A 13786-nucleotide genomic window follows, 5' to 3' on the forward strand; every position below is an offset into this window, starting at 1 on the left:
TAAAATAAAGGAGAATTATTTATAATGAAGGTAACAGTTATTGGCCTTGGGGCAGGAGATCTTAATCAACTGCCACTAGGAGTATATAAGCTATTAACCAGTGTTAATAAAGTCTATTTAAGAACAAAAGAACACCCTGTGGTATCAGCCTTAACCGCCGAAGGAGTGCTATTTGAATCCTTTGACACAATCTATGAATCACATGATCAATTTGCAGAGGTGTACGAAGAAATAAGCACCCTTTTGTTAGAAAAAGGAAAAGTAGAAAACATTGTTTATGCTGTGCCGGGTCACCCGCTTGTAGCAGAAAAAACGGTACAATTACTCATTGAAAGGGCTGATGAGTATGGAGTTAATTTAGACTTTAAGGGTGGCCAAAGTTTTCTAGATAGCATGTTCCAAGCGTTAAGGGTTGATCCAGTTGAAGGTTTTACACTATTAGATGGTACGGACTTAAAGGGAAGTGAACTTGTTCTTACACAACATATGATTATCGGACAAGTGTATGATGCATTTATTGCATCTGAAGTAAAGTTGACGTTAATGGACTATTTACCGGATGATTATTTAGTAAAGATTGTAACAGCAGCCGGAAGTAGTGAAGAAGTGATTAAGGAAGTTCCGCTTTATGAACTAGATCATGATTTAGCTTTAACTAATTTAACATCTGTATATGTCCCTCCCGTTATGAATGAAGAGATTCTTTACCCAACGTTCCCTAAACTGAAAGAAATCATTGCTACCTTAAGAGGTCCAAATGGATGTCCGTGGGATAAGAAACAAACACATCAATCTTTGAAGAAGTATTTAATCGAGGAAGCGTATGAATTAATCGAAGCGATTGAAGAAGATGATATTGTTCATATAATTGAAGAGCTAGGGGATGTGTTGTTACAAGTTATGCTTCATGCCCAGATAGGAGAAGATGAAGGGTACTTCTCTATTCATGATGTAATAGAAGGTCTTTCTAAAAAAATGGTTTTTAGACATCCGCATGTGTTTGGAGAGAGAGCAGCAGAAGATGTAAATGAAGCGTTACGTAACTGGGATGAAATGAAAAAACAAGAAAAAGGCGAAAAAACATCGTCACTATTGGATGGTGTTCCAAAATCATATCCAGCCATGTTGCGTGCAGAAGAGTTACAAAAACGTGCTGCAAAGGTCGGTTTCGATTGGGAAAACATCCAACCAATGTGGGATAAGGTGTTTGAAGAAATTAAAGAATTTCAATTGGAAGCCGAGAATAATAATGACAATCGCATAATAGAATTTGGTGATATATTATTTGCATTTATCAATATTGCTCGGTATTATCAAATCAACCCAGAAGAAGCATTACATCGAACCAATACGAAATTTACGAATCGGTTTTCATATATAGAGAAAAAACTAGATAAGAATCTAGAAGAGGCGAGCCTGGAGGAAATGGATCGTTTTTGGGAAGAAGCGAAGAAAAAAGGTTACTAAATGAACTTTTTAGGGTAAAGGGGAGTGAAAGTATGCGCTTAGATAAATTTCTAAAGGTATCTCGATTAATAAAAAGACGTACATTGGCAAAGGAAGTCTCTGACCAAGGGCGTATTGCTATTAATGGATTAGAAGCGAAGGCAAGTACCAATGTAAAAGTTGGTGATGAATTATCGATTCGATTTGGGCAGAAAGTGACAAAGGTGCGAATAGATAAAATACAGGAAACAACAAGAAAAGATGATGCAGCGGAAATGTACACGATAGTAAGTGAAGAAAGAATGAATCAAGAATAAATAAATAGCGCTTGTTCTAATCCCTGAGCAATCTTCATACATATGTATTAAAGGATTGTACTATGGATTGTGAGGGATAAAGATGAGCCAATACCATGAGAACTCGAGTAAACAAACTGCTCCTGATCATGATGTGATCATGCGTGGCAGAAGGCTGCTAGATATTACGGGAGTGAAGCAGGTAGAAAGCTTTGATAATGAAGAGTTTTTATTAGAAACTGTCATGGGTTTTTTAGCTATCAAAGGGCAAAATCTACAAATGAAGAATTTAGATGTGGACAAAGGAATTGTCTCCATAAAAGGGAAAATTTTCGACCTTGTTTATTTAGATGATCAACATGGAGAAAAAGCTAAAGGGCTCTTTAGCAAGTTATTCCGATGACGTTATCGGTCCAATTTTTGACGATGCTCTCTATGATAGGGATGGGTTCCCTTTTTGGAGCGAGCTTAGATACGTATCAGCGCTTTCTCAAACGGCCACTAAGAAAGAGTTGGGTTGTCTTTATAAATGACATCCTTTTTTGGCTATTACAAGGACTAGCTATTTTTTATATTTTGTTCCTTGTCAATGAAGGAGAGTTAAGATTCTACATCTTTTTAGCTTTACTTTGCGGTTTTGCAGCCTATCAAGCGTTAATGAAGAATATTTACCTAAAGCTATTAGAGATAGTTATTTCTACGATTATTTCTATTTATTATTTTATTGTGAAGGTCATTCGCCTATTAATTATTCGACCTGTTCAGTTTTTTTTCACTACCTTAATAGGGCTATTGGTATTAGTGGGCAAACTTCTTCTACTACTGATAAAATGGACAAGTAATGTGCTAATGTTCATCTTAAAAGTACTATTATCACCAGTAAGATGGATATTTCGACTTCTTATTCGTATATTACCAGACCCTTTTAAAAAATCAGTCGATAAGTTCTATGATAAATTAAAAGGATATTTCCAAAAAGGGAAAGAATATGTTAAAAAACTGGCGAAAAAGTGGAAGAAGAAAGAATAACTTAGAAGGGAGAGATAGTTGTATGAGTACCAACAAGAATAAAAATGTAGCCAAGATCCATTCAAGCTATATCGAACAACAGGAAGCCAATAAAATCAGTTCTCAACGGAGAAAGAAGCTTCTCTATCGTAGACTGACTGTCTTTTTTGTATTTGTTGCTGTGGTTTCAGTATTTATGATTACGACTATCGTATCCCAATCTGCTGCCCTAGGTGAAAAGAAAGAAGAAAAGGTAAAACTTGCTCATCAATTGAAAGAACTAGAACAGTCAGAAAAGGCCTTGAATGAAGAGATTGTTAGGTTACATGATGAAGAGTATTTAGAGAAACTTGCTAGAAGGGATTATTATCTTTCTGAACAAGGTGAAATCATCTTCAAAATGCCGGATGAAACCGATGAAAAGGAAAAAAAAGAAAATGAGTCAGCTCAATGAGAAGTTGACACCTATTTTTATCTTTCGGTATAATATAGTATAAGTATGAATACATTTGGGTTTACTTTATATCTTTAAGGAGGAAATATCTTTTTATGTCAATCGAAGTAGGCAGCAAGTTACAAGGAAAGGTTACAGGCATCACTAATTTCGGAGCGTTTGTAGAGCTGCCGGAAGGATCAACAGGCCTTGTGCATATTAGTGAAGTTGCAGACAATTATGTGAAGGACATTAATGATCACCTCAAAGTAGGCGATACTGTTGAAGTGAAAGTTATTAATGTGGAGAAAGACGGTAAAATTGGTTTATCAATTAAGAAAGCTGTTGATCGTCCTGAGAGAACGGAAAGGCCTGAAAGAAGAGAGTCTAGAGGCTATTCTGGGCGCCCACGTCAAGGTAGAACAAACGATAATCACCGTCCTTCAAAGGAGACATTCGAATCTAAAATGGCTCGCTTTTTGAAAGACAGTGAAGACCGTTTATCTTCTCTTAAGAGAAATACAGAATCAAAACGTGGTGGCAGAGGAGCTAAACGAGGTTAACTTGCTGCTGAATTAATATATACGAGCAAGGGAATCACGACGATTCCTGCAAAAGCAATCCTTATTGGGATTGCTTTTTTATTATTCTTCCGCATCTTTTGTGATGAATGGCGATGATTGTAACTTATAACGGTTAGGTGTGGTGTTAGGTAGGTATAAGAGACTTTGGGTATAAGCCTGGAAAAGAATTGTGCATATGTGCGGATAGGGTGCGGAAGATTGATTGAAGGATTAGGCGAGGAACGGATCAGAAATTAGGCCAGAGAGAAAAGTTTGATAGGATTAGACGAGAAACGGATCAGAAATTAGGCCAGAGAGAAAAGTTTGATTGGATTAGGTGAGAAACGGATCAGAAATTAGGCCAGAGAGAAAAGTTTGATTGGATTAGGCAAGAAGCGAATCAGAAATTAGGCCAGAGAGAAAAATTTGATTGGATTAGGCAAGAAGCGAATCAGAAATTAGGCCAGAGAGAAAAATTTGATAGGATTAGGCAAGAAACGGGTCAAAAATAAGACCAGAGAGAAAAATTTGATAGGATTAGACGAGAAACGAATCAGAAATCAGGTCAGAGTGAAAATCTTGGTTAAATTAGGCGAAAACAAACCAGAAATCAAACAAAAAGGAAATACATGCTGGGTCTGCTGTTATTATAATTAAAAATGAGTAAAAAACAAACCTGAACAGTTGAAGCTGCCCAGGTTTGTTTTTTAGCTAATATAAGTGATGACCCGTACGGGATTCGAACCCGTGTTACCGCCGTGAAAGGGCGGTGTCTTAACCGCTTGACCAACGGGCCACTATAAAAAATGGTAGCGGCGGAGGGGATCGAACCCCCGACCTCACGGGTATGAACCGTACGCTCTAGCCAGCTGAGCTACACCGCCATTTGAAGTGGCTTTCTTTTAAAAGCACAAGATATATAATACAAAGATTCTACAAGTCTGTCAATATTATTTCCCCGGAAAATTTTTGTCGGAATAGTTGATGAGGTTTCGTCATTTTTTGGAAGCATGTGATGTCTAGTTTTTTAGACAACAGGAGAACGTATGGTCCAATTCCAATCCTTTAATTGTTGCTGCTTTTGTACTCTTTTTGCACTTTATAAAGAAATCAGTCGAACGAAAAAGAGGTATTTGTCCATTATTTTGACAAACTTTTAAGACATAGCCCTTTATAATAGCGAAAAAGAAACAAATAGGGAGTGGGAATGATGGAAAAACTCGAACGAACAATTGCAGAACCGATAGGGGAAGTGGATCTTCGTCGTCCCAAGATGGAGCTCTCAAAAATAGGTGGGAAAATACAGACGGGCTTAGAAACTTTCTTTATTAAGAAGGGGTACTTGTTTTTAATTATTGGTTTTTTACTTGGACGAGCCCTTATATTGTCCCAGTTAACACCATTCACTCTGCCCTTTTTTGCTGCGATGTATTTAGTAAGAAAGGATAAAGCACCGCTTGCTTTAATTGGATTGATTGGAGGAGCTTCGACTTTATCATTTACTCATGGTGTGACCACGTTTTTAACATCTTTCTTTTTTCTGTTTGTTTTTCGGATAAGTAAAAAGTGGGTTACCAATGAATTAAAAGTAATGCCTATATATGTGGCTGTGACATTATTAATCAGTTCGATTATCCAATCTTATATTATAACGGGACATGTGGCGATGTATGATTTCATGATGGCTGGTGTAGAGGCTAGTTTAGGATTTATCCTATGTTTAATATTCCTACAGAGCCTGCCGTTACTATTTTTTAATCGGAGGAGGCAATCATTAAAAACAGAGGAAATCGTCTGCCTCATTATTATGCTAGCCTCAGTAATGACAGGAACAATCGGATGGACAGTGTATGACCTATCAGTCGAACATGTGATGTCTCGTTATTTGGTGCTTGTGTTTTCATTTGTCGCAGGTGCCACGGTAGGCTCAACGGTTGGTGTCGTGACAGGGCTAATATTTAGTTTGGCTAATATTTCAAGCTTTTTCCATATGAGTTTATTAGCATTCTCTGGTTTGTTAGGTGGGTTATTAAAAGAAGGGAAGAAAATAGGTGTGGCATTTGGTTTGCTTATTGCTACCCTACTCATGGGAATGTATGGTGACAATCAGTCAAACTTATTAATTGGTTTATACGAAACTGGAGTAGCAATATTTCTATTTCTATTAACGCCTCAAAGTTTTACGTCAAAGCTAGCGAAACATATCCCTGGGACTGCGGAATATGCGGCAGAGCAACAGCAGTATATGAGAAAAATGCGGGATGTAACTGCGCACAGAGTTTCTCAGTTTTCTAATGTTTTTCAAGCGTTATCGCAAAGCTTTGCCATGCAACATCAAGCTCCTGTGGTGGAAAATGATGAGACAGATCGAGAATTGGATTATTTCCTAAGTAATGTCACAGAGAAGACATGCCAAACTTGCTTTAAAAAGGATCACTGCTGGGCTAGGAACTTTGATACAACATATGATTATATGAAAAATATTATGCATGATTTAGATGAAAAAGATGGACAAATTTCTTCACGACTAGAAAGGGAGTGGGAAAAACACTGTACAAGATCGAAGAAAACAACAGAAGTGATTCAACAGGAGCTTACTTTTTATAAAGCAAATCAACGGTTGAAAAAACAAGTGCAAGAAAGTAGGAAGCTTGTGGCAGATCAATTATTAGGTGTATCTGCAGTGATGGGGGATTTTGCTAAAGAAATTCAAAGAGAGCGAGAGAATCATCATAAACAGGAAGAACTGATATTAGAGGCCATCCAAGAATTTGGGGTAGAGGTAGAACAGGTAGAAATTTATAGCTTGGAGCAAGGTGATGTTGATATAGAGATGACGATCCCATACTGTAATGGACACGGGGAATGTGAGAAATTAATTGCGCCAATGCTTTCAGATATATTAGGAGAAACAATCTTAGTTAAATCTGAGGAATGTGCGAGTTATGCCAACGATTATTGCCATGTTACTTTTCGCTCAGCAAAGGCATATGTCATTGATACGGCAGTGGCACATGCGGCTAAGGACGGTGGCTTAATATCAGGAGATAGTTATTCAACAATTGAATTAGGTAGCGGTAAGTATGCAATTGCCATTAGTGATGGGATGGGAAATGGAGAACGAGCACATATAGAAAGCAAAGAAACGTTAGAATTACTACAGAAAATATTGCAATCAGGTATAGAAGAGCAAGTGGCCATAAAATCGGTCAATTCTGTTCTGTCATTAAGGACAACAGATGAAATTTTCTCCACATTAGATTTGGCGATGATTGATTTACAAAATGCTGATGCTAAATTTTTGAAAATAGGCTCTACACCGAGTTTTATTAAAAGAGGGAGCCAAGTGATGAAAGTGCAGGCAAGTAATTTACCCATAGGCATGATTGAAGAATTCGATGTCGATGTTGTTAGTAAGCAATTAAAAGCAGAGGATTTACTCATTATGATGAGCGATGGTGTATTTGAAGGGCCGAAACATGTGGAGAACTTTGATCTTTGGATGAAGAGGAAAATAACCGAGTTAAAAACGAACGACCCACAAGAAGTGGCAGATTTAATTATGGAAGAGGTGATTCGATCAAGAGCTGGACGTATTGATGATGATATGACGGTGATGGTGGCAAAAGTAAAGCACAATATCCCGAAATGGTCGAGTATACCGTTCCATAAACAAGCGAATTAATGTTAAATAGAATAGAATCTCCAATAGATGTCATTTTTATGTATATTTCCTTTCTAATCCGTTGAAAATGGTTAGTAATCACTAAGTAACTTCTATCAGATTAGGAGGGAAAAAGATGAAAACAGGTACCCTAAAACAAATTTTACTTATTACAGACGGGTGTTCAAACGTTGGAGAAGACCCTATAGCGATGTCGGCTCTAGCAAAAGAGCAGGGAGTTTCCGTAAATGTGATAGGTGTAATGGAGAATGACGTTATTGATGAGAAGGGAATGCAGGAAATTGAGAGTATTGCCCTTTCCGGGGGTGGGGTAAGTCAAGTCGTATATGCTAGACAGCTATCACATACTGTACAGATGGTAACAAGGCAGGCGATGACACAAACATTACAAGGAGTAGTCAATCGTGAACTCACGCAAATCTTAGGAAATAAACAAACGATTGAGGATTTGCCTCCAGAACAAAGAGGCGAGGTAATGGAGGTTGTGGATGAGCTAGGGGAAACGGTTGAAATGGAAGTGTTGATTCTTGTCGATACGAGTGCAAGTATGAAACATAAGCTACCTACAGTCAAAGAAGCCTTATTTGATCTATCTTTAAGCTTAAATGCACGCACGGGAAAAAATAAATTTTCTCTGTTTGTATTTCCCGGGAAAAAGAATGATGTCGAAAAATTGCTAGATTGGACACCTAAGCTCGAATCGTTAACTTCTGTGTTCGCTAAACTCTCAACAGGTGGTATTACACCCACTGGACCAGCTTTAAGAGAGGCGATTACCTATTTTGAGAAGAAACGATCATTACGCAATTTAATTTCTAGAAATGACGATGAGTACTATGAAGAGTCAATTTAATCTACAAAAAGGTGCGATTATTAACGGGAAATGGCATCACAAGCAATACCGTATCGAAAAAGAACTAGGTGCAGGGGCTAATGGTGTAGTTTATCTCGCCACATACCTTGGGCAACTCGTTGCTTTAAAAATAAGTGAAAATGGGTATACAGTAACTTCTGAAGTGAATGTGCTAAAATCCTTTACGAAGGTCCAAGGGTCTACCCTAGGACCTTCTTTGCTTGATGTTGATGATTGGCAATTTTCCTCATCCACTATGTATTCTTTTTATGTGATGGAATATATCCATGGTCCTGATCTCCACTCTTTTATTAAACAGAAAGGAGAGGCGTGGATACCTGTGCTCATGCTGCAATTACTTTCTGATCTAGAGGAGCTGCACAAAGCGGGATGGGTATTTGGAGATTTAAAACCAGAGAATCTGATTGTCACAGGAAGAGCTCCGCGCATTCGGTGTATAGATGTAGGAGGAACAACATTAAAAGGTAGAGCCATTAAGGAGTTTACAGAGTTTTACGACCGAGGATATTGGGGGCTTGGTAGTAGAAAAGCTGAACCTACTTATGATTTATTCTCAACAGCTATGGTTTTTATTCACTGTGCCTATCCAAGCCGTTTCTCTAAAGACGGAAGGGGTTTAGAACAATTAATGGATAGGGTAAAGAAACATAAAATCTTAAAAACTTATGAAGGAGTTGTCATACCAGCACTTCAAGGCAGGTTTAAAACTGCTGAAGATATGAGACAAGCCTTGCTTGCCTGTTCATATAAGCAAACTCATGTGTCCCCACCAGCTAGGCAAACATCCCGAAAGACTAAAGGAAAGCCCAATGGAAAAACTGGAGCGTTCGTTTTAATCTTGTTTATTGGTTGTATTTACTTTTTCTATTTATATAGTCAAATGGTGTGAGAGGGTTTAGGCATAAATAATCGTTTCTTTGGAAATAAACATTAAAAAAGTGATATCCTTTTAGTAGAAGTAATAGTTTAACATAAGGGAAGAATGTTATGTTTTATGCAAAGGTAAAAGCATTTTTATCACAAAAGGGCATTGAATTGGAGAATAAGCGTGTGGGAATTGCTGTCTCAGGAGGACCTGACTCCTTAAGCTTACTTCACTTTATGCAGCAATTAAGTAAACAAGAGTGTTTTCAATTAGTAGTAATCCATGTGGATCATATGTTTAGGGGCGAAGAATCTTTTGAAGACGCTAAGTTTGTAGAACGCTATTGTCAGAAGTCAGGCATTCCTTTTCATATGCAACGAATGGATGTTTCTGCACATATGAAGGAAACGGGGAAAAGCTCGCAAATTGCTGCAAGGGACTGTCGCTATCGTTTCTTTGAGCAAGTGATGCAAAGAGAAGCGCTTGATTACATTGCATTAGGTCATCATGGTGATGATCAAATTGAAACAATGTTAATGAGAATGACAAGAGGGAGTAGTGGTCTTGCTAGAGCGGGTATGCCAGTTATACGACCTTTTAGTAGAGGGGCAATTATACGGCCGTTCCTTTGCTTAAGTCGAAATGAAATTGATTCCTATGTAGAGACTCATCATTTAGAACCTAGAATAGATCCTAGTAATGTAAAGGAAATCTATAGCAGAAATCGTTTTAGGAAAAATATCTTGCCTTTTTTAAAAAGGGAAAATCCTCAAGTGCATAACCATTTCCAACGCCTTAGTGAGGATTTGAGCGAAGATGAGGTATTTATGCAGGAATTAGCAGAAGCACAATTGAATAGTGTAACAGAGAGGAAAAGTGCTAGTGAAATTCTTCTTTATATTGACAGATTTACAGATGTCGCAAAACCTTTACAAAGAAGAGTGATTCAACTAATATTAAATTATCTATATCAGGAAAGGCCATCTTCTTTATCCGCTACACATATTGAAAATGTTTTTTCCTTAATTTCTCATCCTCATCCGTCTGGAACCTTACATTTCCCAAATGGTTTAACAGTTGTACGTTCATATGATTGTTGTTTCTTCTCCACTAGTAAAAAAACAACCGTACAGCCGTATTTATTTCAAATACAAGAGCCAGGAAACTATGTTATTCCTGAAGTAGGCGAGATCAGCATGCATTATGTCGGTCACCCATTACAGGAATATCAACAAATGGATTATCTTTTGGTTAAAGCGGATATCGCCTTTCCATTAACGATCCGTACAAGGAAAAATGGAGATAGGATGAAGTTAAAAGGAATAAATGGTAGCAAAAAGTTAAAGGATATCTTTATCGATCAGAAAATTCCGCGGCAAAAACGGGATTTATGGCCTGTTGTTACGGATGCAAATGGTAACATTATATGGCTACCAGGATTAAAAAAGTCTGATCAAGCAGCTGAATATTCACCTGATACAAGCTATATTTTTCTGAAATACATAAAGCAATGATCTTCTAGGGGGCACAGGAATAAGATGCGAAACGAAATTGAAAAAATCTTAATTACTGAAGAAGAGCTTCAGCAAAAAGTGAGAGAGTTGGGCGGCTTATTAACAGAGGAGTATGATGGACGTTTTCCTCTTGTTATAGGTGTCTTAAAAGGCGCAATGCCATTTATGAGCGATCTAATTAAACGAATTGATACTCATCTTGAAATGGATTTCATGGATGTATCCAGTTATGGGAATTCCATGGTCTCTTCAGGAGAGGTAAAGATTTTGAAAGATCTTGATACTTCTGTTGAGGGACGTGATGTCCTCATCATAGAAGATATCATAGATAGTGGATTAACTTTGAGCTATTTAGTAGAGTTATTCCGTTATCGTAAAGCGAAATCGATAAAAATTGTTACTCTGCTTGATAAACCAACTGGCAGAAAAGCAGCAATTAAAGCGGATATCGTAGGATTTAATGTACCAGATGAGTTTGTTGTAGGATATGGATTAGATTATGCTGAGAAATACCGAAACTTACCATATATTGGTATCTTAAAACCTGAGGTGTATAGCAATAATAATTAAGTGAAATGCGATGTGTGAAATACTTTACAAAACCCAGTCTGACCAAGTGTAATTCCTTGTATATGCACAATTTTGTATGATACGATACTATGTAGTTTGTTTACCGTGGGAGGAGGTAAGGGATGAATCGGATTTTCCGTAACACCATCTTTTATTTATTAATATTTTTAGTCATTATAGGGGTTGTCAGTTTCTTTAATGGCAATAACGAACCGACAGAGGCAATGACTTATGACCAATTTGTTGAGAATTTAGAGTCTGGTCAAGTTGAAAGCCTTAGTTTACAGCCTGTAAGGGGCGTTTATGAAGTACGTGGTCAATTAGAAGGCTATGAAGAAGGTAAATATTTTATCACATATATTGCTAATAGTGACTCTGTAATAGACCGAGTGGAAGAGTTAGCAAGTGATTCGAAATTAGAGATCCTACCAGCAGAAGAAGCAAATGGCTGGGTAACGTTCTTTACAACGATGATTCCATTCATCATCATTTTCATTTTATTCTTCTTCTTATTGAACCAAGCTCAAGGCGGCGGTGGCCGTGTAATGAACTTCGGTAAAAGTAAGGCGAAGTTGTATGATGAAAGCAAGAAGAAGGTCCGTTTTAAAGATGTAGCAGGTGCGGACGAAGAGAAGCAAGAATTAGTGGAAGTTGTTGAATTCTTGAAGGACCCACGAAAATTCTCAGAACTTGGTGCGAGAATCCCTAAAGGTGTTCTATTAGTGGGACCTCCAGGTACTGGTAAAACGTTATTAGCGAGAGCAGCTGCGGGAGAAGCAGGCGTACCTTTCTTCTCTATTAGTGGTTCTGACTTTGTTGAGATGTTTGTCGGTGTTGGTGCTTCTCGTGTACGTGACTTATTCGAGAATGCGAAGAAAAACGCACCATGTATCATCTTTATTGATGAAATTGATGCGGTTGGTCGTCAGCGTGGCGCCGGTGTCGGTGGTGGGCATGATGAACGTGAACAAACACTTAACCAATTGCTTGTAGAAATGGATGGCTTCGGTGCAAATGAAGGAATTATTATCATTGCTGCAACAAACCGTCCAGATATCCTTGACCCTGCGTTATTACGTCCAGGTCGTTTTGACCGTCAAATTACAGTTGATCGTCCGGATGTAACAGGTCGTGAAGCGGTATTAAAAGTTCATGCAAAAAATAAACCGTTAGATGAGTCGGTAAACTTAAAAACGATTGCTCAACGTACACCAGGGTTCTCTGGTGCAGACCTTGAAAACTTATTGAATGAAGCAGCACTTGTTGCCGCTCGTCAGAATAAGAAGAAGGTGGATATGACCGATGTGGATGAAGCGACTGACCGTGTAATTGCAGGGCCTTCTAAGAAGAGTCGTGTTATATCTGAAAAAGAAAGAAATATTGTGGCCTTCCATGAGGCAGGTCATACTGTAATCGGCTTAATCTTAGATGAAGCTGATATGGTTCATAAAGTAACAATTGTACCTCGTGGGCAAGCAGGCGGATATGCTGTTATGCTGCCGAGAGAAGATCGTTACTTCCAAACGAAGCCAGAATTACTTGATAAAATTGTTGGTTTACTTGGAGGACGTGTAGCAGAGGAAATCGTGTTTGGTGAGGTTTCTACTGGTGCCCATAATGACTTCCAACGTGCAACAGGTATTGCACGCCGAATGGTAACTGAATTTGGAATGAGTGACAAACTCGGACCTCTACAATTTGGTCAATCACAAGGTGGTCAAGTATTCTTAGGTAGAGATTTTAATAACGAGCGTAATTACTCAGATGCGATTGCATATGAGATTGATCTAGAAATTCAAAGCATGATTAAAGAATGTTACCAACGCTGTAAGCAAATCCTTACAGAGAACCGTGACAAACTAGATATCATTGCAAAAACACTTTTAGAAGTGGAAACGCTAGATGCAGAGCAAATTAAACATCTATCTGATCATGGTACACTACCTGAACGCCCAGCTTCTAAAACAAGTGAAACAATAGAAGATTCAAATATTAAGGTTAATATTCGAAAAGATGACGATCGTAAAGATAATGAAGGTGAAATCACTGAAACAAGGGAAAAACAATCCCCTGCTGAAGAAGAAGAGCCTCCAGCAATTGATGAAGATCGTAAATCTTAATCAAAAAAGAAAAAGCGCCTCACTATTGAGGGGCTTTTTTTCTGTCTATAAGTGGGGGTTGAAACGTATAACAGGAAATTTCTTCGTGCAATAAGAGGAAACTTATAGAAGATATTGGAATAAAATGGTTTTGCGCGTGTAACAAGAGGAAATTCATCAAAGGTAGCAGAACAAATGTTGGTATACCAAGTCAGGTTTATACAATTATACAACCACCTATGGTTAATTATTAACGGAGCAAGAACTACATAACTTGACCGATTTTATTTCTTTTTAATGAAGTAAGGGGAAAGCTACTATTGATTAGAGATATGCACTAAAGGAAATTATTTAGTAAGTTGTCCTATTAAATAGAAATGATGAATCTTCATTCATTCAGCGTTGAGGCAATAGGGTTGGAGTTTTATAATTT

12 protein-coding genes and 2 tRNA genes are annotated in these 13786 nt (G+C 37.8%); 12 read left to right on the forward strand and 2 right to left on the reverse strand.

The features are described 5' to 3' along the window. Positions 1 to 24 precede the first annotated feature (24 nt). The 6 genes from mazG (at position 25) to MKX83_RS00345 (ending at position 3746) form a co-directional block, all read left to right on the forward strand. Positions 25 to 1467 (forward strand): nucleoside triphosphate pyrophosphohydrolase, encoded by a 1443-nt coding sequence (gene mazG, locus MKX83_RS00320; RefSeq protein ID WP_341053524.1) that lies wholly within the window; start codon positions 25 to 27, stop codon positions 1465 to 1467. Between the two features lie 32 nt (positions 1468 to 1499). Continuing rightward, positions 1500 to 1763 carry an RNA-binding S4 domain-containing protein gene (locus MKX83_RS00325; RefSeq protein WP_224939131.1) on the forward strand — a complete coding sequence of 88 codons (264 nt, stop codon included), beginning with the start codon at positions 1500 to 1502 and terminating at the stop codon, positions 1761 to 1763. Positions 1764 to 1845: 82 nt separating this feature from the next. Continuing rightward, positions 1846 to 2145, forward strand: coding sequence for a sporulation protein YabP (gene yabP, locus MKX83_RS00330; RefSeq protein ID WP_095371276.1), 300 nt, complete (start codon positions 1846 to 1848; stop codon positions 2143 to 2145). Continuing rightward, on the forward strand, positions 2142 to 2771 hold the full coding sequence (gene yabQ / locus MKX83_RS00335; RefSeq protein WP_289432547.1) for a spore cortex biosynthesis protein YabQ: 630 nt from the start codon (positions 2142 to 2144) through the stop codon (positions 2769 to 2771). Before yabP ends, yabQ begins: the two co-directional genes overlap by 4 nt. A gap of 22 nt (positions 2772 to 2793) precedes the next feature. Then, positions 2794 to 3204 carry an FtsB family cell division protein gene (locus MKX83_RS00340; RefSeq protein ID WP_095371274.1) on the forward strand — a complete coding sequence of 137 codons (411 nt, stop codon included), beginning with the start codon at positions 2794 to 2796 and terminating at the stop codon, positions 3202 to 3204. Positions 3205 to 3299: 95 nt separating this feature from the next. Then, positions 3300 to 3746, forward strand: a complete 447-nt coding sequence (locus tag MKX83_RS00345; protein WP_095371273.1) for a S1 domain-containing RNA-binding protein — start codon at positions 3300 to 3302, stop codon at positions 3744 to 3746. 724 nt (positions 3747 to 4470) lie between these two features. Here the strand turns inward: MKX83_RS00345 and MKX83_RS00350 are convergent. After that, positions 4471 to 4542: transfer RNA gene (locus MKX83_RS00350), tRNA-Glu, on the reverse strand. A gap of 11 nt (positions 4543 to 4553) precedes the next feature. Beyond that, positions 4554 to 4630 (reverse strand) — tRNA-Met (locus tag MKX83_RS00355). A 326-nt stretch (positions 4631 to 4956) separates the two neighbouring features. Here MKX83_RS00355 and spoIIE point away from each other — a divergent pair. The 6 genes from spoIIE (at position 4957) to ftsH (ending at position 13374) form a co-directional block, all read left to right on the forward strand. Further along, positions 4957 to 7431 (forward strand): stage II sporulation protein E, encoded by a 2475-nt coding sequence (gene spoIIE / locus MKX83_RS00360; RefSeq protein WP_095371272.1) that lies wholly within the window; start codon positions 4957 to 4959, stop codon positions 7429 to 7431. 115 nt (positions 7432 to 7546) lie between these two features. Further along, positions 7547 to 8284: a VWA domain-containing protein gene (locus tag MKX83_RS00365; protein ID WP_095371271.1), complete on the forward strand. Its 738-nt coding sequence runs from the start codon at positions 7547 to 7549 to the stop codon at positions 8282 to 8284. Next, positions 8253 to 9194 carry a serine/threonine protein kinase gene (locus MKX83_RS00370; protein WP_341053531.1) on the forward strand — a complete coding sequence of 314 codons (942 nt, stop codon included), beginning with the start codon at positions 8253 to 8255 and terminating at the stop codon, positions 9192 to 9194. The genes MKX83_RS00365 and MKX83_RS00370 overlap by 32 nt, the downstream gene beginning before the upstream one ends. Before the next feature lie 98 nt (positions 9195 to 9292). Continuing rightward, positions 9293 to 10684, forward strand: coding sequence for a tRNA lysidine(34) synthetase TilS (tilS, locus tag MKX83_RS00375; RefSeq protein WP_341053534.1), 1392 nt, complete (start codon positions 9293 to 9295; stop codon positions 10682 to 10684). Positions 10685 to 10708: 24 nt separating this feature from the next. Then, the gene (gene hpt, locus MKX83_RS00380; protein ID WP_095371268.1) at positions 10709 to 11254 is read left to right on the forward strand and encodes a hypoxanthine phosphoribosyltransferase; all 546 of its coding nucleotides are present in this window, start codon (positions 10709 to 10711) and stop codon (positions 11252 to 11254) included. A 122-nt stretch (positions 11255 to 11376) separates the two neighbouring features. Further along, the gene (ftsH, locus tag MKX83_RS00385; protein WP_095371267.1) at positions 11377 to 13374 is read left to right on the forward strand and encodes an ATP-dependent zinc metalloprotease FtsH; all 1998 of its coding nucleotides are present in this window, start codon (positions 11377 to 11379) and stop codon (positions 13372 to 13374) included. The last annotated feature ends 412 nt before the right edge of the window (positions 13375 to 13786 follow it).

This window comes from Cytobacillus sp. FSL M8-0252 (genome assembly GCF_038007345.1).
Lineage (GTDB): Bacteria > Bacillota > Bacilli > Bacillales > Cytobacillaceae > Cytobacillus > Cytobacillus kochii.